Here is a 23,613-nt window from a genome sequence, read left to right as displayed (position 1 = left end):
TGAGACAGGCCGCCGGCTCGGACCCGCGCGGCGCGAGCGGGCGTGCACGAGCACGCCCGCTGGAGCACGCGCTGGAGCATGCCCGCAGGAGCGCGGCTCCTTCCGCCGTCAGAACGGTGGCGGCGGATCGCTGAAGCTCGGCCTGCGCCGCGGCGGGGCTGGCGGCGCGGGCGGATCGGGTGGACGGGTGACCACGCGGCGGCCCGTGGGGGTGGTCCAGTCGGCAGATCCGTCGGGGTGGAGCGTGTAGGTCCAGCGGTCGCCGTGGCGGACGTGGTGGTGGGCGACGCAGAGCGACGCCAGGTTGTCGAGGGCGGTGGCGCCTCCGTGACGCCACTCGAGCGTGTGGTCGGCCTCGGCGGTCGCCGCGGGCCGGGTGCAGCCGGGGAAGCGGCAGGTCCGGTCGCGCAGCTGGAGGGCGAGGCGCATCCGCGGGGGAGGGAGGCGGTGCGTGCGTCCGACGGAGACCACGGCGCCCGTGCTCGGATGGGTGAGCACCGGGGTGACGGCCGAGTCGGCTCCAAGGAGCGCGCGCGCGACGCCGGCCGGGATGAGGCCGTAGCCGTCCAGTTTCGCGGGGGTCTCGTCCTGCCCGGCCGCGGTGCTCGCGGCGAGGGTCCGACGCACCTCGGCCCGGATGCCGCGAGCGGACGTGCGCGGACGCTCGTCGCCCGGCGCCGTGCCGGACACGTCGCCGTCGCAGAGCAGGTCGACCAGGGCGTCGGCCCGCAGCTGCGCGAGCGTGCGCTCCTCCGCTGCACCGCTCCCGTCGCCGTTCCCGTCGCGGAGGGTGCGAGCGATCCGGTCGAGGCGCGCGAGCGCACCGAAAGCGGCCGGAGCGGGGAGGGTCGCGCAGAGCGTGGCCATGCCGTCCTGATCGGGCGAGACCCGGACCGACCGGTCCTCCCGAGCGCGGGCGTGCCGGTCGGCCAGAGGACTCTCGTGGAGTTCGTCCCGCAGCCGGGCGAGGCTCCGCCGCAGCTGGGTCGGCGTCATCGAGGCGGCCAGTCCCGCGGCGCGCTCGTCGAACTCCGGGAGGGTGGCCGGCGGCAGGGTGGCCGCGACTCCGGAGATGATCTGCCCCGCCTCCCAGCGCAACCGCGCCTCGGCCAGCGCGGCGCGCGTGCAGGGCAGGTGGTCGACCAGCAGGCGGGCGTGCTCGAGCTCGCGCGCGGCCACACGCTCGGACACGGCGAGTGCGACGGCGAGCTCGGCCCGGACCGAGCGCTCCACGAGGTCGCGCGACTCGGCGGGAGACCCGCCGCGCGCGAACGCCTCCGGGCGACGCAGAGCAGCCGTGTACGCCTCGTGCAGCGCCTCGGCGGAGGCGAGGTGGAGCGGAGCCGCCGAGCGGGCGAGCAGCGCCGCGCGGTCGCCGAGGGCGCGGACCTCCTCGAGTCCCTGCCGCATCCCATCCGCCATACCCGTATTGAACCAGCGACCACCGACACGCGGGCAGCAGATGCGCCCGATCGGGAGGACCCGCTTCCGGAAGACGTCTGTGGAGGAGCGTCTGTCGAGAATCTCGACACCCGCCACACCGCGAAACACCGGCGAAACGTCCGTCGCATAGGCTCTCCGGGTGAAACGACTGTTTCTCTCCCGCTCGTGAAGAGGTGGCCCATGACCGCGCCCGCACCGTTCCTCCCCGTCGATCCGCCGCCGCGCCTGCTGATGGGGCCGGGCCCGATCAACGCGGATCCGCGCGTCCTGCGTGCGATGTCGGCGCAGCTGGTCGGGCAGTACGACCCGTTCATGACGGCGACGATGACGGAGACGCAGGAGCTGTACCGGCAGGTGTTCCGCACCCGCAACGAGAAGACGATGCTCGTCGACGGCACGAGCCGTGCGGGCATCGAGGCGGCGCTGGTCTCGATGCTGGAGCCGGGCGACCGCGTGCTCGTGCCGGTCTTCGGGCGGTTCGGGCACCTCCTCCGGGAGATCGCGGAGCGCTGCGGCGCGGAGGTGCACGTGATCGAGGCCGAGTGGGGGCAGGTCTTCCCCGTCTCGGCGATCGCCGAGGCCCTGGCCCGTGTGAAGCCGAAGATGCTGGCCGTGGTCCACGGCGACACGTCGACCACCATGGCGCAGCCGCTGGAGGAGCTCGGCGCCCTCTGCGAGAAGCACGGCGCCCTCTTCTACACCGACGTCACCGCCTCCCTCGCGGGCAACGCCTTCGCGACCGACGAGCTCGGGCTCGACGCGGTCACCGCGGGGCTCCAGAAGTGCCTGGGCGGCCCGTCCGGATCGGCTCCCGCCACCTTCTCGGAGAAGGCCGTCGCGGTGATCGAGTCGCGCAAAAGCATCGAGGCGGGGATCCGCGACGAGGGCGACACTGTCAGCGCCCGCCGCGTCCGCTCCAACTACTTCGACCTCGGCATGGTCTTCGACTACTGGGGGCCGCGCCGCCTCAACCACCACACCGAGGCGACCACGATGCTCTACGGCGCGCGCGAGTGCGCCCGCATCGTCGTCGAGGAGGGCCTGGACGAGACGGTCGCCCGCCACGCGCTGCACGGGTCGGCGATGCTCGCCGGAGTCCGCGGCCTCGACCTCGAGGTGTTCGGCGACGTCGGGCACAAGATGACGAACGTCGTCGCGGTGCGCATTCCGCAGGGCGTGAACGGGGACGCGGTGCGCGGGGAGATGCTCGCCGACTTCGGCATCGAGATCGGCACGTCCTTCGGGCCGCTGCACGGGAAGGTCTGGCGCATCGGCACGATGGGCTACAACGCCCGGACGGACGCGGTGCTGACCACCCTGGCGGCGCTGGAGGCGGTGCTGCGCCGCGCGGGCGCCTCCGTGCCGGTGGGCGGCGGAGTCGCGGGGGCCTACGAGGTCTACGGGGCGGCACGCGCATGACCGGCACGACCGCGGACCCCACGACCGCGCCCACCGCCGCCACCGCCGCGACCGCCCTCGACGCCGCCGCGATCATGGCCCGCTGCGACGAGCTCGCCGCGGTCTCCTCCAGCCGCGACGGCATCGAGCGGGTCTACCTCTCGCCCGAGCACGCCCGGGTGAACGCGATGGCCGCGCGTTGGATGACCGAGGCGGGCATGCGCACCTGGCAGGACGCGGCCGGCAACCAGTGCGGCCGCTACGAGGGCGCGACTCCGGGACTCCCGGCGCTCCTGCTCGGCTCGCACCTCGACACGGTGCCCGACGCGGGCCGCTACGACGGGATCCTCGGCGTGATGCTCGCGATCGCCGTGGTGTCGCGCCTGCACGGGGCGGGCCGGCGCCTGCCGTTCGCCGTCGAGGTCGTCGCGTTCGGCGACGAGGAGGGCACCCGCTTCGGCACAGCGCTCCTCGGCTCCCGCGCCCTCGCCGGCACCTGGGACGAGCACTGGTGGGAGCTCGAGGACGCCGACGGGACGACGCTCGTCGAGGCGTTCCACGAGTTCGGGCTGGACCCCTCGCGCATCCGCACCGCCGCGCGCGACGCGCAGGACGTTCTCGCCTACCTCGAGGCGCACATCGAGCAGGGCCCCTACCTGGAGGAGGCTGACCGCGCCCTCGCCGTGGTCTCCTCGATAGCGGGCGCCCGCCGCTTCGCACTCACCCTCACCGGCAAGGCCGGGCACGCGGGCGGAGTTCCGCTCGACCGCCGCCGCGACGCGCTCACCGGGGCGGCCGAGGCCGTGCTCGCGGTGGAGCGCATCGCGCGGGAGCAGGGCGTGATCGCCACGGTCGGCCGGCTCGAGACCTTCCCGGGCGCGGTCAACGTCATCCCCGGCCGGGTCGAGTTCAGCCTCGACCTCCGCGCCGAGACCGACGCCCAGCGCGACACGGCGTGGGACGCCATCGAGCACGCGATGTCGGAGTCGGCGTCGCGCCGCCGTCTCGCGCTGACGGTGGAGGAGACCCATTCGGCCCCCGCGGTCGTCGCCTCCTCTCGGCTGCAGGACGTCGTGCGGGCGGGCATCCGCGCGACCGGGGACGCGGAGCCGATGGTGCTGTTCTCCAAGGCCGGCCACGACGCGATGGCGGTCGCCGACCTCGCCGAGTACGCGATGCTCTTCCTCCGCTGCGAGGGCGGCGTCAGCCACCACCCGGACGAGAACGTGACCGAGGCCGACGTCGCGACCGCGCTCGACGCGTTCGAGGCGGCCGTGCTGGCGCTCGCCGACGGGACGCCGACCGCGTGACCCCCGCCCCGGCCCCTTCGACGAGCATCGGTCACCGCATCGATGCCGGCTACGCCGCGCTGTCGCGGCAGGAGCAGCGGGCGGCCGACTTCATCCTCGACCACCTCGGCGACCTGGCCGTCTACACGGCGACCGAGCTCGCCCAGCACAGCGGAGTGTCCAAGGCCACGGTCTCGCGGCTGTTCCGCCGCCTGGGGTTCTCGAACTCGCAGGAGGTGCGCGAGCACGCCCGGGCGCTGCGGTCCTCCGGTGTGCCGGTCGGTCCCGCGCAGGGACAGGGGGATCCGCTCGCCGCGCACCTCGAGAGCGAGCGGGCGAACCTGGCCCGGCTGGCCGCCGCGTTCGGCGACGGGCGGCTGGAGGAGGCGGTGCGGCTGATCGCGGGAGCGCGCGAGGTCGTCGTGATCGGACTGCGCAACAGCTACCCGGTGGCGCTGCACCTGCGCCAGCAGCTCGCGCAGGCGCGCGGACGCGTCCGGATCGCCCCGCAGCCCGGCCAGTCGCTCGGTGAGGAGCTCGAGGGGCTCGGAGCCGAGGACGTCGTGGTGCTGGTCGGCTTCCGCCGCCGCCCCGCCTCCTTCGCCGCCCTGATCGGGACGCTCGCCGCGCGCGAGGTGCCCGTGGTGCTCCTCGCGGATCCGCCCGCCCGGCGCTACGCGGAGCACGCGGCGGTCTGGCTGGAGTGCCCGGTCGACAGCGGCACGGCGCTGGACAGCTACGCGGCGGCGATGAGCGCGGTCGCGCTCGTGGCCTCCGGAGTGCTCGGGGCGTCGCCGAGGGAGTCGCGCGAGCGGATCGCCGGGATCAGCACGGCCTACGCGGAGCTCGCCGAGCTGGAGGACCGGCCGTGAGCGAGGCGGCGGAGCTGATCCGCGCGCACGCCAAGGACCCCGTCGGGCAGGCCGACCCGACTCCGGCCCTCGGCCGGGCCGAGCTGATCACCCCCACCTGCGGCGACCGGATCGAGCTGCGCGTCGACGGCGGCGCGGAGCAGGTGCGCCTCGCCTGGAGCGGGCGGGGGTGCGAGGTCTCGCGGGGATCCGCGTCGCTGCTCGTGGACGGTCTCGACGGGCTGCCGGCGTCGGACATGCGGGAGCGGATCGACGCGTTCCTCGCGGCGATGGCGCACCGGGAGGGTGCACTCGCCGGCGAGGAGCAGGCGCTGCTCGCGGTGGCGGGCAACCCCGTCCGCTCCGTCTGCGCGACGCTGGCCTGGCGGGCGCTGGCCGCCGCCCTCGACGACGCGGGCCTGGCGTGAACCGCTCAGTCCGGCCCGTCGCGGTCGGCTCCCGACCACAGATCGCCGCACTCCACCCCGCGCGCGCCCCTCGCACGGAGCAGGTCGCGCGCGCCGGAGTCGCCGTGCACGCCCTCGAGGAGCTCCGGCCAGTGGTCCCGTCCCAGCAGCACCGGATGACCGGGCCGACCGCGGAAGACCGCGCGGGCGAGCACGTCCGGCGCGACCGGCGCCTCCGCGAGCAGCCGGCCACCCACGCTCGGCGGCTCCTCGGGCAGGTCGACCAGGGCGACCAGCGCGGCGACGCCCTCGGCCGCGGCGAGACCCGCGCGGAGCGACGCCGAGAGGCCGCTCTCCCACTCCGCCGCGACGACCACGTCCGCGGACGGCGGCACCAGGAGGCGCGCCCGTCCGGCCTCCGCTCCCAGGACCACGAGCACCCGCTCGCAGCCCACCGCGCGGAGCCTCTCGACGGCTCGCTCCACCCAGGGAACTCCCGCCGCGTCGCACCGCAGCGCCTTCGGGCCGCCCGCCCGGCGCCCCGCACCCGCCGCGAGCACCAGCCCGACGAGGTCCCGACTCCCGACCAGATCCATCCGACCATCGTGCCGCAGGCCGAGCCCCTGCTCCGCCGGACGAAGGAGACCGCATGACCGACACCCGATCCGAGACCGCCCGCGACGTGCTGCTCGCGTGCCTCGCCGTGCCCCGCTGGGCCGAGGAGGTCGCCTCCGGCGCGCCCTACCCGTCGGCCGACGCGCTGGCCGACGCGGCCGAGCGGGCCGCGCGCACGCTCACCGAGGAGGAGGTGGAGGCGGCGCTGGCCGACCACCCGCGGATCGGGGAGCGGCACGCGGGTGCGGGGCGCTCCTCCGCGTTCTCGGCCGCGGAGCAGGCGGCGAGCCGCACGGGCGACGAGGAGCTGACCCGGCGGCTGCTGGCCGGCAACCGCGCCTACGAGGAGCGGTTCGGGCGCGTGTTCCTCCTCCGCGCGGCCGGCCGCGACCGGGCCGAGGTCGTCGCGGAGCTGGAGCGGAGACTCGGGCTCGACGACGAGACGGAGGCCCGCATCGTCGCGGAGCAGCTGCGGGAGATCACGGTGCTGCGGGTCCGCGGCCTCGACGACGGGCGCCTCGTCCGGGCGGAGGCCGCACGATGAGCGGGCACGCCAGCCGCGTCACCACCCACGTGCTCGACGCCGTCCGCGGCCGCCCCGCGCGCGGGGTCCCGGTGGCTCTCGACGCCCGTGCCGGCTCCGGCTGGGAGCGCCTCGCCGAGGCCCGCACCGACGACGACGGCCGCGTGGCGGCCTTCGGGCCGGAGCGCCTGGCCGCCGGGGTGCACCGGGTCGTCTTCGACACCGGCGCCTGGTTCGCCGCCTCGGGCACCGAGTCGTTCTACCCCGAGGTCGTCGTCGCCTTCCGCCTCGACGACGAGGAGGCGCACTTCCACATCCCGCTCCTGCTCAGCCCCTTCGCCTACTCGACCTACCGGGGCAGCTGATGCAGCTGCAGGACGTCCTCGACGCGCCGCAGCTGCGGCTGCGCGTGCTGGTCGCCGGCGACGGAGCGCTCGCCCGGCCGGTCGACGGCATCTTCACGACCGATCTCCTCGACCCGCGCCGCTACATCTCGCGCGACCAGCTGGTGCTGACCGGTCTGGTCTGGCGTCGGGACGCCCAGGACAGCGCGGCCTTCGTCGCCGCGGTCGCGGACTCGGGTGCCAGCGCTCTGCTCGCCGGCGAGGGGCTGCTGGGCTTCGTGCCGGACGACCTCGTCGTCGCCTGCCGCGAGCACGACGTCCCGCTGATCGCCGTGCCGGCCGATGTGTCGTTCGGCGCGATCACGGCGCACCTGTCGAACGCCCTCGCCGGCGACCGCGTGGCCCGGCTGACGGCCGCCCTCGCCCGCCAGCGGGAGCTGCTGACCGAGGTCTACCGGGGGCAGCAGCTCGACGAGCTCGTCACGCGCACCTCGCGCGAGCTCGGACTCCCCGTGTCGGTGCTGACCGCGACCGGCCGGACCGCGGCCTCCGCCTCGCCCCTGGGGCTGGGGGAGATCGAGCGGGTCGTGCACGCGGCGCTCACGGCCCGGCGCAGCCCGGTCGTGGTCGCGGACGCCCGCGGCGGCGCCCTGTCGGTCCTCACCGTCGCCGGAGCGGGCGAGCACCGCGCCACCTCCTGGCTGGTCGTCGTCGGGGGCGACTGGAACGACTGGCCCGCCGCAGTACTCGACGCCGTGACGGAGCTCGCCGGAGTCGTGGGGGTCTACCGGCTGCAGCGGGAGGCGGCGCTCTCGGCCGACTCCGCTCTCGCCGACCGCCTGCTCGAGCTCGTGGAGGAGGACAGCGAGCAGCCCGAGGTCGCGGTGTACCTGCGGCAGCTCGGACTCGGCGGCGCCGGGCGGTGCGCCGTGGTCGCCGCCGAGTTCGAGGGCGACGCGCCCCCGGACCTGGCGCGCCGTGTCCTGGTCGACGCCGCCGCGCACCTGGGCCGCGCCGTGGTCGGACGCGACGCCCAGGGCTGCGCGGTGGCGGTGCTGCCCACCGAGGCGACCGATGCGATCCCCACCGGCGCGGATCCGCTCGCCGTCGTCACCTCGGCGCTGCGACGAGCGGGAGCCGCGTGGCCGGGCGCCGTGCTGCGCGTCGGGACGAGCGCCGCGACTCCGCTGCCCGCGCTCGGCGGCGCCCTCCGCTCGGCACGCTACGGGATGCTGCTGCCGGGCTCGCCGGGCGACGACGCTCCGGTGCGGGTCAGCGACTCCGGGGAGGTCACCTCCGCCGTGCAGCTGCTGACCGCGGTCCCCGACCACCTGCGCTCGGTGTTCGTCGAGCTGGTGCTCGGGCGGCTCGTCGAGCACGACGCGCGCTACGGCTCGCAGCTGGTCGCCACGCTCGCGGCGTTCCTCGACTGCGGCGGCTCGTGGGTGCGCACGGCGGAGCAGACGCACCTGCACCTGAACACGGTGCGGTACCGCATCGCGAGGGTGGAGGAGCTGACGCAGCGCGACCTGTCGGACACCGCGGACCGCGCCGACCTGTTCCTGGCGCTGCGCCTGCGCTGACGGCCGGGTGCGCGCGGTCCGCACCGCGCCGCCCGGGCCGGCCCCGTCACTCCGGAGCCACGATCCGCCTGCCCCGGACGTGCACCGCGGCGATCGCCGGCTCGCGCAGGGTCATCAGCAGGGCGAAGAGCAGCTGGGCCGTCGCCTCCTCCTCGTCGTCCGCGCGGATCCCGTGGGCGAGGACGTCGGCGAGCGGCTCCCACCGGTCGGGCTCGATGCGGAGGAAGTCCGCGTCCTTCCCGGGGTCGAGGCTGCCGAACCGCTCCTCCTGGTCGAGCGCCCGCGCGCCGGCGAGCGTCGCCGTGAACAGGAGCTCGGCCGGATGCAGGGCGACGGCCGCGTCGCCGGGCTCCGAGAGGTGCACCTTGAAGGCGTCGTTCGCCACTCGCGCCAGCAGCCACTCGTCGCCCGCGCCCACGTCCGAACCGAGGGCGACGGTGACCCCCGAGGCGACGGTCCGGCGCCAGGGCATGGTGCCGGAGCCGAGGAACTGCTGCGAGGTCGGGCAGTGGGCGATCGAGGTGCCGGTCTCCTCCATCCGGTGCAGCTCCGCGTCCTGGCAGTGCACGGCGTGAGCGAGGATCGTGCGCGGCCCGAGGAGGGAGGAGCCGCCGCGCGCGGAGCCGGGCAGGAAGAGCCCGTCGTAGGTGTCGAGGTAGCTGCGGGTGCCGTACGCGCCGAGCACGGCGGCGATCTCGCCGTCGCCGGGCCGGTCGTTCTCGTTGAGGTGGCTGTGCACGTAGACGCCGCGTCCGCGGACGTCGTCGTAGAGGTCGCCGAGCGCTCCGAGGGTCCGGGGAGTGACGGACAGCGAGAACCGCGGGACGAGCGCGACCTGCAGGAGCTGGTCTCTTCCGTGCCAGCGGTCGATCTCCTCCGACGCGAGCGTCAGCGCCTCCTCCTCGGAGGTGATCAGGGGAGCCGCCGAGGCCGGGCCCGTGGTCTGGATGCCGCGCCCCGACACGATCCGCAGCCCCGCCTCGCGGGTGCGCTCGAAGAGGGCGTCCTGCGCGGCCGGGAACGCGGAGCCGAAGACCATCGCGGCGGTCGTGCCCGCGGCCACCCGCCGCCGGGTGAAGGCGCGCGCGACGACGTCGGCGAACTCCGGGTCGGCGAGACGCGCCTCCGCCGGGAACACCGTCCGGTCGAGCCACTCGAGCAGCTGGCCGCCGCCGAAGCCGTCGGTCGAGAACGTCTGGGGGAAGTGCACGTGCGCGTCGACGAAGCCGGGCAGCAGGATCGACGCGGCGTCGCCGGAGACCGGCAGGAGCGCGAAGCGGTCCGGCAGCTCGCGGTACGGACCGACCCAGGCGATCGTGCCGTCCTCGTCCACGGCGAGAGCGCCGTCCGGGATCGACACCAGCGACTCCCGCGCGGTCGCGAGCGTCGCACCCCCGGCGACGTGCAGCACGTGCCCCCGGTGGACGCCCCCGGCGCCGGTCACACCAGGCCCGTGTAGGCGGTCCAGGCGGATCCCGCGGGCGGCGCGTCGTCGCGGGTGACGCTCGCCTGGATCAGCCCGTAGGGGCGGTCGGCGGCGTGGAAGACCTCGTTGTCGTTCTCGACGCCGAAGGGCGAGAGGTCGTAGACGAAGTGGTGCTTGTTCGGCGCGGAGAGACGGATCTCGACGATCTGCGGGTACTCCTCCAGGACCGCCTTCCCCATCTCGAAGAGCGTCTGCTGGAGGGCGAGGGAGTGCACGGTCGCGAAGCGGCTCGTCATGAGCGCCTTGACGCCCGCGTAGACCGCCTCCCAGTCCATCGCCGCGATCTCGTCCTCGCTCAGGGCGAAGCGCCACCTCGCGACCAGCGAGGTCGCCATCACCCGGTCGTTCGTCGGCTGCAGGACCGTGTACGGGTCGGTGAGGAAGCCGTGGAACTCGCTCCCCGTGGACTTCAGGATCGTGAGGTCCTTGAAGCCGCCGGTGATCCAGATCCGCCGCTCGTCGCCCGAGCCCTCGACCGTGACAGACGCGATCCGCGTCTCCTGGCCCTTCCGGACCCAGGTGTGGTCGTGCTCGCGCCCATCCACCAGCACGCGCTCCCAGGCGAACTCCTCGATCTCGATGCGGGCGCCGTGGACGGGCTCGTAGCCGTCGACGAAGTGGCGGGCCAGCTCGAGGCCGTAGGGCTCGATCGAGCGCAGGCCCTTCTCCTTGGCGAAGGCGTACGCCGTCTGCTTCTGCGTGTCCGTGGGCAGGACGGCCGACTGGTCGCCCTCTCGGTGCGCGGCCTCGAAGTCGCCGCGGAGGGCCGTGGAGACGTTGACGTCGTGGATCTCGTGCCGCGGGGTCTCGCGGTAGATCCGCACGACGCGGTTCTCGGCCTTCCCGTACTGGTGGTCCCCGAGGATGATCGACATGTCCGCTCCTGTCCGTTCCGTGCGGCCGGGCCCGGTCACGCGGTGGTGCCCGTCCTGCTCGCGGCTCCTGCGAGCCCGTCTGCCAGCCTCGCGCCTGCCGGGGGCTCCGCGCACCGGCGGAGCATCCCGAGGAGCCGCCGCCGGGACTCCGAGTCTTGTGCGATCCGCCCGCTCCGCGGCTCCGACCCGCCTCCGTTCACACGCTCGAAACCTGCCGATGACACGGCGGCGCTCGGCGTGAGCGGTGGAGCTCCCCGAGGTGTCGTCAGGGAGGCGGGGGATCGGCGGGTCGAGGTCAGGGGCGGGTGAGGAGGCGCCCGGCGGGCGGGACCGTCGCGGCGGTGACACGGCGGCCGCCGACCCAGGTGGCGGCGACGGCGCCGCGGAGGACGCGGCCCTCGTAGGCCGAGACGGGGTTCCGGTGCGAGAGGGCGTCGACGTCCACGCGCCACTGCGCCTCCGGGTCGAACGCGACCAGGTCGGCATCGGACCCCGCGTGCAGCAGGCCCTTCTGGCCGAGCCCGGCGAACGCGGCGGTCGCCGTGGACATCCAGGCGACGACCTGCTCGAGCGGGATGCCCCTCTCGCGGGCCCCGGTCCAGACCGCGCGGAAGCTCAGCTCGAGTCCCGAGATCCCGCCCCAGGCGACGCCGAAGTCGCCGCCCGCGGGGAGCTTCAGCTCGGCGGTGGCGGGGGAGTGGTCCGAGGCGATGATGTCGATCGTCCCGTCGAGCAGCCCCTTCCAGAGCAGCTCGCGGTTGCGCTCGTCGCGGATCGGCGGGCAGCACTTGAACTGCGTGCCGCCGTCGGGGATCGAGCCGGCGTCGAAGGTGAGGTAGTGCGGGCAGGTCTCGGCGGTGATCGGCAGCCCCTCGGCCTTGGCCTCGCGCAGGAGCGGCAGCGCGTCGGCGGAGGAGAGGTGCAGGATGTGCGCGCGGCAGCCGGTCTCGCGGACGGCCTCGATCACGTGCAGGATCGCGCTGCGCTCGGAGGCGGGCGGGCGGGAGTCGACGAACGCGCCGTAGGAGGCGCCGGGCTCCAGCGCGCTCGCCTCCAGCTCGGCCGGGTCCTCGGCGTGCACGATCAGCAGTCCGTCGAAGGCGGCGATCTCGCGCATCGCCTCGACGAGCTGCTCCCGGCTCAGGTGCGGGAACTCGTCCACTCCGCTCGGCGAGAGGAAGCATTTGAAGCCGAAGACGCCCGCGTCGTGGAGCTCGCGCAGCGTGCCGAGGTTCGAGGGGATCGCCCCGCCCCAGAATCCGACGTCCACCTGCGCCTGCGGCCCGGCGGCCGCGCGCTTGGCCTCGAGCCCCGACACCGTGGTGGTCGGCGGGATCGAGTTCAGCGGCATGTCGATGATCGTGGTGACGCCCCCGGCGGCGGCCGCGCGGGTGGCGGAGGCGAAGCCCTCCCACTCCGTGCGGCCCGGCTCGTTGACGTGCACGTGGGTGTCGACGATCCCCGGGATCAGGACCTGGCCCTCGGGGAGGACGATCTCCTCCGTGGTCCGCCAGGGGGCGTCCCGCTCGCCGACCGCGACGATCAGGCCCTCGGCGATCGCGATGCTGGCCGGACGCCGGCCGTTCTCGGTCAGCACGTCGGAGGCGCGGATCACGAGGTCGAGGAAGGGAGCGTCGTCAGGCATGGATCGACCCTATACTCGGCATGTTTCCTGCGTGTGAGCGCCCGTCGGCGGCTCCGCCCGGCCTCCCCGCGGCCCCGGCGCCGTCGCCTCCCGTCCGAGAAGAGGAGGCCGTCGTGCTCGACATCGCCGCCGCCCTGCTCGAGCGCGTCGAGGCGGGCGGGAGCGTCGCCGTCGTCACGGTCACGCACGTCTTCGGCTCGGCTCCCCGCGCTCTCGGCTCCTCCATGGCGGTGGACGCGGAGGGGCGCGCGATCGGCTCGATCTCCGGCGGCTGCGTCGAGGCGCAGGCGTACGCGCTGGCCCAGGAGGTGCTCGGCACCTCGGGCAGCGCGTCCGAGCACTTCGGCTTCGACGACGAGGCGGCCTTCGCCGCGGGCCTGTCCTGCGGGGGGCAGCTGCGCGTGTTCGGCCAGGTCGTCGACTCCGGCTCCACCGCGGTCCTCGCCGAGCTGCGCGCCGCCCGCGCCGGCCGCTCGGCCGCGCTGGCGATCGTCGTCGGCGGCCCGGAGGAGCTGATCGGCCTCGTGCTCACCGGAGCGACGCGCCTTCAGGACGTCGTCGGCCCGCACCTGGACGAGGACACCGCCCGCCGCATCCTCGCCGAGCGCGAGGCGCGCCTGGCCTCCGGCCGCTCGGCCACGGTCGAGACCGCCTGCCGGGGCGCCGAGCTCGAGGTCGCCTACGTCGTGCACGCGGAGCGGCCGCGCCTGCTGATCTACGGCGCCGTCGACTTCTCCGCCGCGCTCTGCTCCGCAGGCTCCCTGCTCGGCTACCGCGTGACCGTCTGCGACGCGCGTCCGGTGTTCGCGACCGCCGAGCGCTTCCCGGGCGCGGACGAGGTCCTCGTCGAGTGGCCGTCCGACCACCTCGCCCGCGCCGAGGTCGACTCGCGCACCGTGATCGCGGTGCTCACCCACGACGAGAAGTTCGACATCCCGCTGCTCGAGACCGCGCTCGCGCTCCCGGTCGCCTACGTCGGCGCGATGGGATCGCGGCGCACCCACGAGCGGCGGCTGCGGCTGCTGCGCGAGGCGGGAGTGACGGACGAGGCGCTCGCCCGCCTGCACTCGCCGATCGGCCTGGACATCGGCGCGTCGACGCCGGAGGAGACGGCCGTGTCGATCCTCGCGGAGGTCCTCGCCGCGCGCACGGGGACGTCCGGGGAGCCGCTCGCGGGGCGCTCGGGCCCGATCCACGCGGCGTGCTGAGCCGCACGTCCTTCCCTGACCACGCGCCGTCGTGATCGCGCCGGCCTGATCGCACTCCGGCGGGAAACGGCCGCGAAACACCGCGCTGGCATGCTCGGGGCATGCAGCGCCACGTCCTCACCGGAGCCCACGTCGCCACCGTCGACGCGCACGGGACCGAGCACCCCGTCGGCCACGTCGTCGTCGACGACTCCCGCATCGTCGCCGTCGGGGCCGGCGACCCTCCGGCGTGGGCCCTCGACGGACGGTCCCCGACGGGCCTGCCGGCGCAGGAGGCGATCGCGCTCACGCGGGTCGACGGCCGAGGCCACCTGCTCACACCCGGGCTCGTCAACACGCACCACCACCTCTACCAGTGGCTCACCCGCGGCTGGGCGCAGGATTCGATCCTCTTCGACTGGCTGGTCGCGCTCTACCCCGCCTGGTCCCGCATCGACGCCGACCTGACCCGCTCCGCCGCCCTCGGCGCGATGGGCGTCCTCGCCCGGTCCGGCTGCAGCACCGTCGCCGACCACCACTACGTCTTCCCGCGGGGCTCCGGCGACATCGTCGGCGGCATCGTCGACGCGGCCGGCACCCTCGGCCTCCGGCTGCACGCGACCCGCGGGTCGATGGACCTCGGCGAGTCCCGGGGCGGCCTCCCGCCGGACTTCGCCGTCGAGACCACGGCGGCCGCGCTCCAGGCCAGTGGAGAGGCGGTCCAGCGGTACCACGACGCCTCCGCCGACGCGATGGTGCGGGTCGCGATCGCCCCGTGCTCGCCCTTCTCGGTGACCACCGACCTGCTGCGCGAGTCGGCCGTCCTCGCCCGTCAGCTCGGGGTCCGGCTGCACACCCACGGCTCCGAGACCGTGGAGGAGGACGCATACACGCGGGAGGCGTTCGGCCTCTCGCCCACCGACCACCTGGAGTCGCTCGGCTGGCTCGGCGACGACGTCTGGATGGCGCACTGCGTCCACCTCGACGCCGACGCGATCGCGAAGTTCGCGGCCACGGGCACCGGAGTCGCGCACTGCCCGTCCTCGAACGGCCGGCTCGCCGCGGGCATCGCGCCGATCCCGCAGCTGCTGGCGGCGGGAGCACCGGTCGGCCTCGGCGTGGACGGCGCGGCGTCGAACGAGTCCGGGCAGCTCGGCTCCGAGATCCGCGCCGCGGTCCTGATGAACCGCCTGCGCGCCGGCGCCGACCGGATGAGCGCCCGGCAGGCGCTCTCGGTCGCCACCATCGGCGGGGCCCGGGTGCTCGGCCGGCAGGACGAGATCGGCTCGATCGAGGTCGGCAAGCTCGCCGACCTCGCGCTCTGGCGGATCGACGGGATCGAGCACGCGGGCATCGCCGACCCGGTCGCGGCCCTCGCGCTCGGAGCGCAGCCCCCGCTGAGCCTGCTCCTGGTGCAGGGTCGCCCGACGGTGCGGGAGGGACAGCTGGTGAACGCGGACGAGGACGCGATCGCCCGCGAGGTCGCCCGGGCGAGCACGGAGCTGGCGTCGCGCGTCTGAGCTGCGGCAGCCGATCGGCGCTCAGCCCGTCGTCGTTCAACCGGGCGGCGCCTCCGCCTCGACGGACGCGACCGGGGCGGCGTCCGGGTGCAGGAGCCGCCAGATCCGGTCGCGGGAGAGCGGCAGCTCGGTCGGCCGCACGCCGATCGCGTCGCGGACGGCGTTGGCGAGTGCGGGGGCGACCGGGTTGTAGGGCGCCTCGCTCATCGACTTCGCGCCGAACGGCCCGAGCTCGTCGGCGGTGTCCGCGAAGAGCACCTCGGTCTCGGGCACGTCCGCCATCTGCGGGATGTGGTAGTTCCGGAGGATCGCCGTGGTCACGGTGCCCTCGCCGTCGAGGATCACCTCCTCGTACAGCGCCGAGCCGATCGCCTGCGCCACTCCGCCCTCGACCTGCCCGCGGCACTGCGCCGGGTTGATCACGAAGCCGGCGTCGGCCGCCTGGACCGACTGCAGGATCCGCACCTCGCCCGTCGGCTCGTGCACCGCGACGCGGAAGCCCTGGACGTTGAACGCGAGCGAGCGCTGAGCGCCGTCCTCGCTCCCGGTCGCGGTGACCGGTCCGCCGGCCGCGCGGACCAGATCGGCGAACGCGACCCGGGTGCCGTCCGGAGCGAGCAGGCCCTCGTCGTCGGGCTCGAAGGTCTCGTCGTGCCCGGTCAGCCGCTTGGCGAGCGCCTGCAGCTCGGCGAGGAGGCGCGTCGCGGCCGAGTGGACGGCCTTGCCCGCGACCACCGTGCCGGCGCTGCCGAACGCTCCGGTGTCGTAGCGGGCCGCGTCCGTGTCGGACTGGCGGATCCGCACCCGGTCGGCCGAGGCGCGGAAGGCGCTCGCGACCAGCTGCGTGTGCACGGTGGTCGTTCCGTTGCCGAACTCGGCCGTGCCGACGCCGATCGTCAGCACTCCCTCGGCGTCGACGGTGACGGTCGCCTCCGAGAAGTGGCCCCGCGGGGGGATGGTGGCGATCATCGCCAGTGCCGTGCCCTGCCCTGTCCGCCACCCCGGTCCGTCGGGGGCGGGGGAGCCGCCGCCGCCGGCCAGGGCCGCCTCGGTGAGGTCGAGGCACTGGTCGAGGCCGTAGGAGGCGAAGCCGATGTCGTCGCCCTCGACGTGCGTGACCACCAGCGGCTCGCCCGGGCGCACCGCGTTGATCCGCCGCAGCTCGAACGGGTCGATCCCGAGCTCGCGGGCGAGATCGTCCATCGCCGACTCGATGCCGAAGATCACCTGCCCGAGGCCGTAGCCGCGGAACGCCCCCGAGGGGAGGTTGTTCGTGTAGACGGCCTGCGCGTCGACGCGCTTGCTGGGCGCGCTGTAGACGGCGACCGACTCCGAGGTGCCGTGGAACATCACGCCGGGTCCGTGATTGCCGTAGGCGCCGGTGTCCGAGAGCACGTCCACGGCGAGGGCGGTCAGCCGTCCGTCGCGCCGGGCGCCGAGCGTGACGCCGACCCGCATCGGGTGTCGGCAGGGGGCCATCGTGAACTCGTCGCTCCGGGTGAACTCGAACTGCACGGGCCGGCCGGTGGCGAGCACGGCGAGGGCGACGACGTCCTCCGTCAGGATCTCCTGCTTGCCGCCGAAGCCGCCGCCCACCCGTGCCGTGAAGACGCGGACGGTCGACGGATCGCGGTCGAACAGGCGCGCGATCTCGTCGCGCACGAGGAAGGGCACCTGCGTCGAGGTCCGCAGCACCAGCTCTCCGCCCTCGAGCCAGCCGATGGTGCCGTGGGTCTCGAGCGCCGTGTGCGCGACCCGGGAGGTCGAGTACCGGCCCTCGACGACCACGTCGGCCTCCGCGAGTCCGGCGGCCACGTCCCCGTACTCTCCGTGGAGCTCCGCGACGACGTTCGCCTCCGGCCGGGCGATGCGCGAGGCGATCGGATCCTTGTCGGCGTGCAGGAGCGGCGCGCCGGCCGAGCGCGCCTCCTCCGGGTCGAAGACGGCGGGCAGCACCTCGTAGTCGACCTCGACGGCGCGGCAGGCCGCCTCCGCCTCGGCCACCGACTCCGCGACCACCACGGCCACGCGCTGCCCGCGGAACCGGACGACGGTGTCGAGCATGCGAGTGTCGTCCGGGTCGTCGAGCCGGGACTCGTGGCGGGCGGTGGAGTAGAGGACGTCCGGGACGTCCTCGGCGGTCAGGACCGCGACGACGCCCGGCATCGCGCAGGCGGCGGCCGTGTCGATCGAGCGGATGCGCGCGTGGGCGTGCGGGCTCTGGACGACCTTCAGGTGCAGCAGGCCGGGCACGGCGACGTCGAGGGTGAACGGCTCGCGGCCCTGGACGATCCGCCGGCCGGCGGGCGCGCCGAGCGAGCGGCCGACCCGGGACTCCTCGGCCGACGGGCGACCGGTGCGGCGGACGGGGGTGAGACCCGACGGCGGGGCCGCGTGCCGTCCGCGGACCGGGGCCTCCGTGCGATCCGCTCCGGACGGCTCGGCCGCGTGCGCGCCGTGCCCGGACGCGCAGGCGCCCGTCACGGCCTCGCGGATGGGGCGGTAGCCCGTGCACCGGCAGAGGTTGCCCTTCATCAGCCGCGGCACGTCCTCGGCGCGGACTCCGTCGAGCGCCGTGGCCGTGACCACCATGCCGGCCGTGCAGAAGCCGCACTGGAACGCGCCGGCCTCGACGAACGCCTCCTGCACCGCGCTCGGCTCCTCGGGCGTGCCGAGGCCGGCCGCTGTCGTCACCTCGCGCCCCTCGACGCGGTGGGCGGGGTAGAGGCAGGAGTGGAACGGCGTCCCGTCGACGAGGACGGAGCAGGCGCCGCAGTCACCGGCGTCGCACCCCTTCTTCACCTCGAAGTGCTCGTGGTCGCGGAGGAGGGTGCGCAGCACCTGGCCGGGGCGGGGGGAGGCGTCGACCGGCTCCCCGTTGACGGTGAACCTCATCGGGCGCCTCCGGTCAGCTCGGTGCGGATCTCCTCGGCGAGCACGCGGACGACGGCGTGGCGCCAGTCGGCGGCTCCGTGCGGGTCGGTGAACCAGGTCGCGACGCCGTCGACGGCCGCGGCGAGCTCGGCCGAGGAGGGAACGGCGGCGAAGCGGAGCCGCTCCGGCCGGACGGTCGCCGCGGTGATCGTGAGCACGAACGCGCCGTCGGTGTCGAGGCGGCCGATGACGACGGCGCCGGAGCGTCCGAGAGGGGAGAGCGCCGTCTTGCGGAACGCGGTGCGCGCCCGGAGGGAGGAGAGCGGGAACTCGATCGAGCGGATGACGTCGTCCCGGGCCAGGGAGGTGGTCATGTTGCCGGTCACGAGCTCGGCGACCGGAACGGCGACGTCCGAGCCGTCGGCCCGCCAGACGAGGGCGGTGGCGTCGAGCGCGGCGGCGAGGCTGATCATCGGTCCGGCGGGCAGGGCGTTGGCGATGTTGCCGCCGACAGTGGCGACGTTCCAGACCTTGAAGGAGCCCAGCAGTGCCGTGCAGCACTGGAAGAAGAGCGGATGGGCGGTGTCGCCCGCGTCGGGCATCGCGGCGAGCTCGCTGAGCGTGCAGGTCGCCGCGATCGAGAGCCCGGCGTCCGTGCGCACGATCGGCTCCCACGCGAATCCCTGCAGGTCGAGGAGCTCGTCGAGGTGGTCGTGGGGGAGAGAGAACACCCAGGAGCCGCCTCCGATGACCGCTGAGCGCGGCCCGCGGCCCGCCAGCTCGGAGCGCTCGCGCACCACCCGGACGCGCTGGATCGTGTTCAGGTCCATGCCGCGCCTCCGTCCCGCGCCCGTCGGGCGTCTCCCCCCAGTGAACCCCACCCGTGTGACGCCCGTGTTTCCCCACCCCGTCCTGCCGCGGCTCCGCTCCCCGTCCCCCCGGCGGATCCGCCATCCGATGCGCCACACCTCGGGCCCCGTCCTTGCGGATCAGTGGGCGACCTCCCGATGTCGACCCGCCACCCCCTCGCTCTCCCCTCAAGCCGAACGATCGATCCGCGTGTGAGCGGATCGATCTAGGCGGTCGCTCCCCGCTCTGCGAATCGCAGCCGCCCTGGAAAGCCGACTGCGCCGAGCCCGGCAGGGACGGGCTCGGGGACGAGCACCGCGACCGCGCCGAGCCCGGCGGGGACGGGCTCGGTATGAAACACCCTCGAGCCGAACGATCGATCTGCGTGCCAGCGGATCGATCTAGGCGATCGCTCCCCGCTCTGCGAAACGTGACCACCCTCTCCGGCCGACCGCGCCGAGCCCGGCGGGGACGGGCTCGAAGGAAGATCAGCCGAGGCTCGCGACCCACTCCGAGCTGCCGTCGACGAAGGACTGCTCCTTCCAGATCGGCACCGACGCCTTGATGTCGTCGACCAGTGCCGCGCAGGCTTCGAAGGCCGCTGCGCGGTGGGCCGAGGCCACGGCGCAGGCGAGGGCGAGGTCGCCGACCACGAGGTCGCCGATCCGGTGCACGGCGGCGATGCGGACGTCGGGCCAGCGCTCGGCGATGCGGCGGGCGGAGGCGAGGAGTGCGGCGGGGGCGTCCGGGTGCGCCTCGTAGGACAGCCGGAGCACGCCGCGGCCCTCGTCGTGGTCGCGGACGACGCCCGCGAAGGTCACGACGGCGCCGTGCGTCGGGGAGTCGACCGCCTGCTCGCACTCGTCGACGGTGATGGCCTCGGCCGCGAGCCGGGCGAGGGCGACCGGCTCAGCGGGCATGGTCGCCGCCTCCGAGCTGGTCGAGCAGGTGCCCGATCACCGGGTCGAGCACGTCGATCCCGTCGCGGACGCCGCCGGGGGAGCCGGGGAGGTTCACCACGACGGTGCGGCCGCTGACGCCGGCGAGCCCGCGGCTGAGCACGGCGGTCGGGACGTGGGCGGCGCCCTTGGCGCGCACCGCCTCGGCGAGGCCGGGCAGGGGCCGCTCCAGGAGGGGGGCGGTCTGCTCCGGGGTGACGTCGCTCGGGGCGACGCCCGTCCCGCCGGTTGTCACGACCACGTCGACTCCGCTGGCGATCGCGTCGGCGATCGCCTCGCCCACCGCGTCGCCGTCGGCCACGACGACCACCCGGGACTCCCAGCCGCGGGTGGTGAACCAGGCCTCCAGCGCCGGTCCCGTCCGGTCCTCGTACACGCCGGAGGCGGCACGGGTGGAGGCGACGACCGCCACCGCCCGCCGCGTCACGGGGTTCCTCCGCTCGTCCACGAGCCGCTCCTCCCGCCCGCCTTCGCGAGCACACGGATGCCGGTGATCGCGGCACCGCGATCGACCGCCTTGATCATGTCGTAGACCGTGAGGGCGGCCACGCTGACCGCGGTCAGCGCCTCCATCTCGACGCCGGTGCGCCCGGTCGTGCGCACGCGCGCCTCGATCCGGACGCGGCCGTCCTGCGGCTCGAGGTCCACGTCGACGCCGTCCAGCGCCAGCGGGTGGCAGAGCGGGATGAGGGTCGAGGTCGCCTTCGCGCCGAGGATCCCGGCGATCCGCGCGACGCCGAGCGCTTCGCCCTTGGGCAGCTCGCCCTGCTCGAGGAGCCGCACCACCTCGGGTGAGGTCTCGACGTAGCCCTCGGCGACGGCGGTGCGCGCCGTGACCTCCTTCGCGCTCACATCGACCATGTGCACGGCTCCGTCGCCGCGCACATGGGTGAGCCGATCGCTCTCAGTCATCGATCCTCCAGATCTCGACCGTGTCGCCGGTCGCTGCGTGGTCCGTCCCGACGGGGACGTGGATGAGCACGGTGGAGCGGGCGTAGGACGCCAGCAGGTGCGAGCCGGGCCCGCCCACCGGGTGCACGAGGCCCTCGTCGTCGAGGACTCCGCGGCGGATCTGGTGCAGGTGCGCGGGCGAGTCGAGCGCCGTGCCGAGGCGCGCACGGAGCCGCGGCCGCTCGGCGGGCGTCCGTCCCGCGAGCGAGCGCAGCACGGGCCGGAGGAACACCTCGAACGAGACCAGGGCGCTCACCGGGTTCCCGGGAAGCGAGACCACCGGCAGGTGCAGCCCCTCGGCCACGCGCACGAGACCGAGGCCCTGCGGGCCGCCCGGCTGCATCTCGACGTGGCCGAACTCCGAGCCCGCCGGGCCGAGCGCGTCGCGGACGACCTCGTAGGCGCCCGCGCTGACACCGCCGACCGTGATCACCAGGTCGGCCGCGCCCGCGTGCTCCTCGAGCAGCGCCAGGAGGTCCTCGGCCCGATCGCTCGTGCAGGCGGCGACGACGGGCAGCGCGCCCGCCTCGCGGACGGCCTCGGCCAGCAGGGCGCCGTTCGCGTCGTGGATCTGCGCCTCCTCGAGGACGGCGCCTGCGGGACGGATCTCGTTGCCGGTGGGGACGACGAGCACCCGGAGTCGCGGCAGCACCTCCGCCTCGGTCAGCCCGAGGGAGGCGAGGAGTCCGTAGTGGGCCGCGCGGAGGACCGTGCCGGCCGGGAGGGCGAGCTCGCCGCGGCGGGCGTCGCTGCCCCTGGCTCGGACGAAGGTCGCCGGCACCACCGGGTGCGCGAAGGCGACGCTGCCCGCCGCGGGGAAGCGCGGAGGATCGACGCGCTCGACCGGGACGACGGCGTCGGCCCCCTCCGGCAGCGGCGAGCCGGTCATGATCGGTGTCGCCGTGCCGGGCTCGTGCCGCGGCGCCCGGTCGCCCGCGGGGATCGGCGCCGAGACGGGCAGGGCGACGGGATGCTCCGGCGCCGCCGCGTCGAGGTCGGCCGCCCGCACCGCGAAGCCGTCCATCTGCGAGTTGTCGAAGCGCGGCAGGTCGAGCGGGGAGTCGACGGAGCGGGTGAGGACCCGCCGGTCGTACGCGCCCGGATCGGCGGCGACGGCGGCCGGATCCAGGCTCAGCGTCTCGCGGGCGCCCCGCGTGGCCAGCGGCGCGAGCAGCGCCCGCACCCGGGCGGCGTGCAGGTCGATCGAGGTCATCGTGTCCTCTCGCGAGCGGCGGAGCCCGACCGGCGGCGGGACCGAGTCCATCTTGCCGGGTCGCGCCCGGTTCCGCGGCGTAGTGTGAGCGGATGAGCACAGCACTGGGGATCCCGGGCTTCCGGCCCCGACAGCGCAGCGCGGTCCTCCCGGCCGACCGCCCCGCCACCCCGCTCCTCCTGGACACCTACGGGCGCGTCGCGGACGATCTGCGGATCTCGCTGACGGACAAGTGCAATCTGCGCTGCACCTACTGCATGCCGGCGGAGGGCCTGCCGTTCCAGCCGCCCGCGTCCCTGCTGAGCCGTGAGGAGATCCTCCGCCTCGCGCGCATCGCCGTGGAGCAGTTCGGCGTCCGCCAGATCCGCTTCACCGGCGGCGAGCCGCTCCTGCGCAAGGACCTCGTCGACATCATCCGCGACGTCGCCTCCCTCGACCCGCGCCCCGAGATCTCGCTCACCACGAACGCGATCGGCCTGTCGGGTCGGGCGGCGGCGCTCGCTGACGCCGGCCTGAACCGCGTCAACGTCTCGCTCGACTCGATCTGCGCCGAGACCTTCGCGAAGGTCACCCGTCGCCCGTTCCTCGACCGCGTGCTCGCGGGCATCGACGCGCTCGGTCCCGCCGGCCTGGACCAGACCAAGATCAACGCGGTGCTCCTGCCCGGGATCAACGACCACGAGGCCCCGGAGCTGCTCGCCTGGGCCCTCGCGGGAGGCCACCAGCTCCGCTTCATCGAGCAGATGGCGCTCGACGCCGACCACGGCTGGGACCGCGCGACCATGATCACCGCCGCGGACATCCGGGCGCTGCTCTCGGAGCGCTTCTCGCTCAGCCCGCACGCGGCCCCCCGTGACGGCGCCCCCGCCGAGCTCTTCGACGTCCGCGAGGCCGGGGGGTCCGAGGTGCTCGGCCAGGTGGGGATCATCGCGTCCGTCACCGAGAACTTCTGCGACGACTGCCGCCGCACCCGGCTCACCGCCGAGGGCGGTGTCCGCAGCTGCCTCTTCTCGAACGAGGAGACGGACCTGCTCGGCCCGATGCGCGCGGGCGCGGACGACCACGAGGTCGCCCAGCTCTGGCGCGGGGCGATGTGGGCCAAGCCCGCGGGACACGAGATGAACCGGGCGGGCTTCGTGCAGCCCGAGCGCACGATGAGCGCGATCGGCGGATGAGCATGCGGGTCCGCTACTTCGCGGCGGCCAAGGCCGCCCTCGGCCGTGGTTCCGACGAGCTCGACGAGGTGCCCGACCTGGGCGCTCTCGAGGAGCGACTCGTCGCCTCCGCGCCCTCGGCCGCCGACGTGCTCGCACGGTGCACCTACCTGGTCGACGGCGTGTCGACCGCGGACAGGGCCACGCCGCTGCGTCCCGATGCCGCGGTCGACGTCCTGCCGCCGTTCGCCGGCGGCTGACCCCGAAGAGCCCTCCGTGACGAGCCGTCCTCGACCGGACCGGTGCGTCCGCTCCGCGCGGTCCGCAGCAGGTGCGTCCGCGCTTCTGGAGGACGCTGCATCCCGAGGACGGACTGGTCCTGTCCCGCCGCACAGGGACCCGCGGGACGCCTCCCTCGGACCCGCGTGCGGCGGGGCAGGACCGGAT

The 23,613-nt window shown here is 74.9% G+C and carries 22 protein-coding genes; 11 read left to right on the top strand and 11 right to left on the bottom strand.

What is annotated here, in order from left to right; genetic code table 11:
* Nucleotides 1-108 precede the first annotated feature (108 nt).
* Nucleotides 109-1,422 carry an HNH endonuclease signature motif containing protein gene (locus C5C49_RS01720; RefSeq protein WP_104345268.1) on the bottom strand — a complete coding sequence of 438 codons (1,314 nt, stop codon included), beginning with the start codon at nucleotides 1,420-1,422 and terminating at the stop codon, nucleotides 109-111.
* A gap of 201 nt (nucleotides 1,423-1,623) precedes the next feature.
* On the opposite strand from C5C49_RS01720, the gene C5C49_RS01715 reads away from it, so the two are divergent.
* Genes C5C49_RS01715 through C5C49_RS01700 form a run of 4 tightly spaced genes read left to right on the top strand, consistent with a single transcriptional unit; the run spans nucleotide 1,624 to nucleotide 5,409 of the window.
* Entirely contained in the window at nucleotides 1,624-2,862 is a 1,239-nt protein-coding gene (locus tag C5C49_RS01715; RefSeq protein ID WP_258068345.1) for an alanine--glyoxylate aminotransferase family protein, read from the top strand.
* Nucleotides 2,859-4,151: an allantoate amidohydrolase gene (locus C5C49_RS01710; protein WP_104345267.1), complete on the top strand. Its 1,293-nt coding sequence runs from the start codon at nucleotides 2,859-2,861 to the stop codon at nucleotides 4,149-4,151. Before C5C49_RS01715 ends, C5C49_RS01710 begins: the two co-directional genes overlap by 4 nt.
* Nucleotides 4,148-5,002, top strand: coding sequence for a MurR/RpiR family transcriptional regulator (locus tag C5C49_RS01705; protein WP_219812189.1), 855 nt, complete (start codon nucleotides 4,148-4,150; stop codon nucleotides 5,000-5,002). Before C5C49_RS01710 ends, C5C49_RS01705 begins: the two co-directional genes overlap by 4 nt.
* Entirely contained in the window at nucleotides 4,999-5,409 is a 411-nt protein-coding gene (locus tag C5C49_RS01700) for an iron-sulfur cluster assembly scaffold protein (protein ID WP_104260556.1), read from the top strand. Before C5C49_RS01705 ends, C5C49_RS01700 begins: the two co-directional genes overlap by 4 nt.
* 5 nt (nucleotides 5,410-5,414) lie before the next feature.
* Here C5C49_RS01700 and C5C49_RS01695 read toward each other — a convergent pair whose 3' ends face one another.
* Nucleotides 5,415-5,984, bottom strand: coding sequence for an NTP transferase domain-containing protein (locus C5C49_RS01695; protein WP_104345266.1), 570 nt, complete (start codon nucleotides 5,982-5,984; stop codon nucleotides 5,415-5,417).
* A 53-nt stretch (nucleotides 5,985-6,037) separates the two neighbouring features.
* Here C5C49_RS01695 and uraD point away from each other — a divergent pair, with 53 nt between their 5' ends.
* Genes uraD through C5C49_RS01680 form a run of 3 tightly spaced genes read left to right on the top strand, consistent with a single transcriptional unit; the run spans nucleotide 6,038 to nucleotide 8,453 of the window.
* Nucleotides 6,038-6,547 carry a 2-oxo-4-hydroxy-4-carboxy-5-ureidoimidazoline decarboxylase gene (uraD, locus tag C5C49_RS01690; protein ID WP_104283538.1) on the top strand — a complete coding sequence of 170 codons (510 nt, stop codon included), beginning with the start codon at nucleotides 6,038-6,040 and terminating at the stop codon, nucleotides 6,545-6,547.
* Entirely contained in the window at nucleotides 6,544-6,891 is a 348-nt protein-coding gene (gene uraH / locus C5C49_RS01685) for a hydroxyisourate hydrolase (RefSeq protein ID WP_104239680.1), read from the top strand. The genes uraD and uraH overlap by 4 nt, the downstream gene beginning before the upstream one ends.
* Nucleotides 6,891-8,453 carry a PucR family transcriptional regulator gene (locus C5C49_RS01680; protein ID WP_104345265.1) on the top strand — a complete coding sequence of 521 codons (1,563 nt, stop codon included), beginning with the start codon at nucleotides 6,891-6,893 and terminating at the stop codon, nucleotides 8,451-8,453. The genes uraH and C5C49_RS01680 overlap by 1 nt, the downstream gene beginning before the upstream one ends.
* 46 nt (nucleotides 8,454-8,499) lie before the next feature.
* Here the strand turns inward: C5C49_RS01680 and C5C49_RS01675 are convergent, their stop codons facing one another.
* From C5C49_RS01675 to allB, 3 genes are all read right to left on the bottom strand, one after another.
* Entirely contained in the window at nucleotides 8,500-9,897 is a 1,398-nt protein-coding gene (locus C5C49_RS01675; RefSeq protein ID WP_104345264.1) for an amidohydrolase family protein, read from the bottom strand.
* Nucleotides 9,894-10,814 (bottom strand): factor-independent urate hydroxylase, encoded by a 921-nt coding sequence (gene pucL / locus C5C49_RS01670; RefSeq protein WP_104345263.1) that lies wholly within the window; start codon nucleotides 10,812-10,814, stop codon nucleotides 9,894-9,896. The genes C5C49_RS01675 and pucL overlap by 4 nt, the downstream gene beginning before the upstream one ends.
* A 295-nt stretch (nucleotides 10,815-11,109) precedes the next feature.
* Entirely contained in the window at nucleotides 11,110-12,459 is a 1,350-nt protein-coding gene (gene allB / locus C5C49_RS01665; protein WP_104328945.1) for an allantoinase AllB, read from the bottom strand.
* A 113-nt stretch (nucleotides 12,460-12,572) separates the two neighbouring features.
* Here allB and C5C49_RS01660 point away from each other — a divergent pair, with 113 nt between their 5' ends.
* Complete coding sequence (locus tag C5C49_RS01660) at nucleotides 12,573-13,667, top strand: XdhC family protein (RefSeq protein WP_258068344.1); 1,095 nt, start codon at nucleotides 12,573-12,575, stop codon at nucleotides 13,665-13,667.
* A gap of 101 nt (nucleotides 13,668-13,768) precedes the next feature.
* A complete protein-coding gene (locus C5C49_RS01655; protein ID WP_104345261.1) occupies nucleotides 13,769-15,166 on the top strand; it encodes an 8-oxoguanine deaminase in 1,398 nt (465 codons plus the stop codon).
* A gap of 36 nt (nucleotides 15,167-15,202) precedes the next feature.
* On the opposite strand, the gene C5C49_RS01650 is transcribed toward C5C49_RS01655, so the two are convergent.
* The 6 genes from C5C49_RS01650 to glp form a co-directional block, all read right to left on the bottom strand.
* Nucleotides 15,203-18,061, bottom strand: a complete 2,859-nt coding sequence (locus C5C49_RS01650; protein ID WP_104345260.1) for a molybdopterin cofactor-binding domain-containing protein — start codon at nucleotides 18,059-18,061, stop codon at nucleotides 15,203-15,205.
* Nucleotides 18,058-18,870 carry an FAD binding domain-containing protein gene (locus tag C5C49_RS01645; protein ID WP_104345259.1) on the bottom strand — a complete coding sequence of 271 codons (813 nt, stop codon included), beginning with the start codon at nucleotides 18,868-18,870 and terminating at the stop codon, nucleotides 18,058-18,060. Before C5C49_RS01645 ends, C5C49_RS01650 begins: the two co-directional genes overlap by 4 nt.
* Before the next feature lie 507 nt (nucleotides 18,871-19,377).
* On the bottom strand, nucleotides 19,378-19,809 hold the full coding sequence (locus C5C49_RS01640) for a molybdenum cofactor biosynthesis protein MoaE (protein ID WP_104232481.1): 432 nt from the start codon (nucleotides 19,807-19,809) through the stop codon (nucleotides 19,378-19,380).
* Nucleotides 19,799-20,296: a molybdenum cofactor biosynthesis protein B gene (locus tag C5C49_RS01635; protein WP_258062296.1), complete on the bottom strand. Its 498-nt coding sequence runs from the start codon at nucleotides 20,294-20,296 to the stop codon at nucleotides 19,799-19,801. Before C5C49_RS01635 ends, C5C49_RS01640 begins: the two co-directional genes overlap by 11 nt.
* Complete coding sequence (moaC, locus tag C5C49_RS01630; protein ID WP_104232482.1) at nucleotides 20,272-20,760, bottom strand: cyclic pyranopterin monophosphate synthase MoaC; 489 nt, start codon at nucleotides 20,758-20,760, stop codon at nucleotides 20,272-20,274. Before moaC ends, C5C49_RS01635 begins: the two co-directional genes overlap by 25 nt.
* Complete coding sequence (glp, locus tag C5C49_RS01625; RefSeq protein ID WP_104345302.1) at nucleotides 20,753-22,012, bottom strand: gephyrin-like molybdotransferase Glp; 1,260 nt, start codon at nucleotides 22,010-22,012, stop codon at nucleotides 20,753-20,755. Before glp ends, moaC begins: the two co-directional genes overlap by 8 nt.
* 92 nt (nucleotides 22,013-22,104) lie before the next feature.
* On the opposite strand from glp, the gene moaA reads away from it, so the two are divergent.
* The gene (gene moaA / locus C5C49_RS01620) at nucleotides 22,105-23,187 is read left to right on the top strand and encodes a GTP 3',8-cyclase MoaA (RefSeq protein WP_104226889.1); all 1,083 of its coding nucleotides are present in this window, start codon (nucleotides 22,105-22,107) and stop codon (nucleotides 23,185-23,187) included.
* Nucleotides 23,184-23,426, top strand: coding sequence for a MoaD/ThiS family protein (locus C5C49_RS01615; RefSeq protein WP_104223924.1), 243 nt, complete (start codon nucleotides 23,184-23,186; stop codon nucleotides 23,424-23,426). Before moaA ends, C5C49_RS01615 begins: the two co-directional genes overlap by 4 nt.
* The last annotated feature ends 187 nt before the right edge of the window (nucleotides 23,427-23,613 follow it).

Source organism: Rathayibacter sp. AY1E2, from assembly GCF_002932325.1.
Taxonomy (GTDB): Bacteria; Actinomycetota; Actinomycetes; order Actinomycetales; family Microbacteriaceae; genus Rathayibacter.
The sequence above is the reverse complement of the archived record's forward strand: the minus strand, read 5'-3'. Positions and strand labels throughout refer to the sequence as shown.

Bases quoted from the DNA above. Each gene is read 5' to 3' on its own strand.
- moaA (WP_104226889.1), top strand. From the start codon at position 22,105: ATGAGCACAGCACTGGGGATCCCGGGCTTCCGGCCCCGACAGCGCAGC.
- moaC (WP_104232482.1), bottom strand. From the start codon at position 20,760: ATGACTGAGAGCGATCGGCTCACCCATGTGCGCGGCGACGGAGCCGTG.
- C5C49_RS01650 (WP_104345260.1), bottom strand. From the start codon at position 18,061: ATGAGGTTCACCGTCAACGGGGAGCCGGTCGACGCCTCCCCCCGCCCC.
- C5C49_RS01640 (WP_104232481.1), bottom strand. From the start codon at position 19,809: ATGCCCGCTGAGCCGGTCGCCCTCGCCCGGCTCGCGGCCGAGGCCATC.
- pucL (WP_104345263.1), bottom strand. From the start codon at position 10,814: ATGTCGATCATCCTCGGGGACCACCAGTACGGGAAGGCCGAGAACCGC.
- C5C49_RS01720 (WP_104345268.1), bottom strand. From the start codon at position 1,422: ATGGCGGATGGGATGCGGCAGGGACTCGAGGAGGTCCGCGCCCTCGGC.
- uraH (WP_104239680.1), top strand. From the start codon at position 6,544: ATGAGCGGGCACGCCAGCCGCGTCACCACCCACGTGCTCGACGCCGTC.
- C5C49_RS01645 (WP_104345259.1), bottom strand. From the start codon at position 18,870: ATGGACCTGAACACGATCCAGCGCGTCCGGGTGGTGCGCGAGCGCTCC.
- glp (WP_104345302.1), bottom strand. From the start codon at position 22,012: ATGACCTCGATCGACCTGCACGCCGCCCGGGTGCGGGCGCTGCTCGCG.
- uraD (WP_104283538.1), top strand. From the start codon at position 6,038: ATGACCGACACCCGATCCGAGACCGCCCGCGACGTGCTGCTCGCGTGC.
- C5C49_RS01655 (WP_104345261.1), top strand. From the start codon at position 13,769: ATGCAGCGCCACGTCCTCACCGGAGCCCACGTCGCCACCGTCGACGCG.
- C5C49_RS01680 (WP_104345265.1), top strand. From the start codon at position 6,891: ATGCAGCTGCAGGACGTCCTCGACGCGCCGCAGCTGCGGCTGCGCGTG.
- C5C49_RS01615 (WP_104223924.1), top strand. From the start codon at position 23,184: ATGAGCATGCGGGTCCGCTACTTCGCGGCGGCCAAGGCCGCCCTCGGC.
- C5C49_RS01695 (WP_104345266.1), bottom strand. From the start codon at position 5,984: ATGGATCTGGTCGGGAGTCGGGACCTCGTCGGGCTGGTGCTCGCGGCG.
- allB (WP_104328945.1), bottom strand. From the start codon at position 12,459: ATGCCTGACGACGCTCCCTTCCTCGACCTCGTGATCCGCGCCTCCGAC.
- C5C49_RS01715 (WP_258068345.1), top strand. From the start codon at position 1,624: ATGACCGCGCCCGCACCGTTCCTCCCCGTCGATCCGCCGCCGCGCCTG.
- C5C49_RS01710 (WP_104345267.1), top strand. From the start codon at position 2,859: ATGACCGGCACGACCGCGGACCCCACGACCGCGCCCACCGCCGCCACC.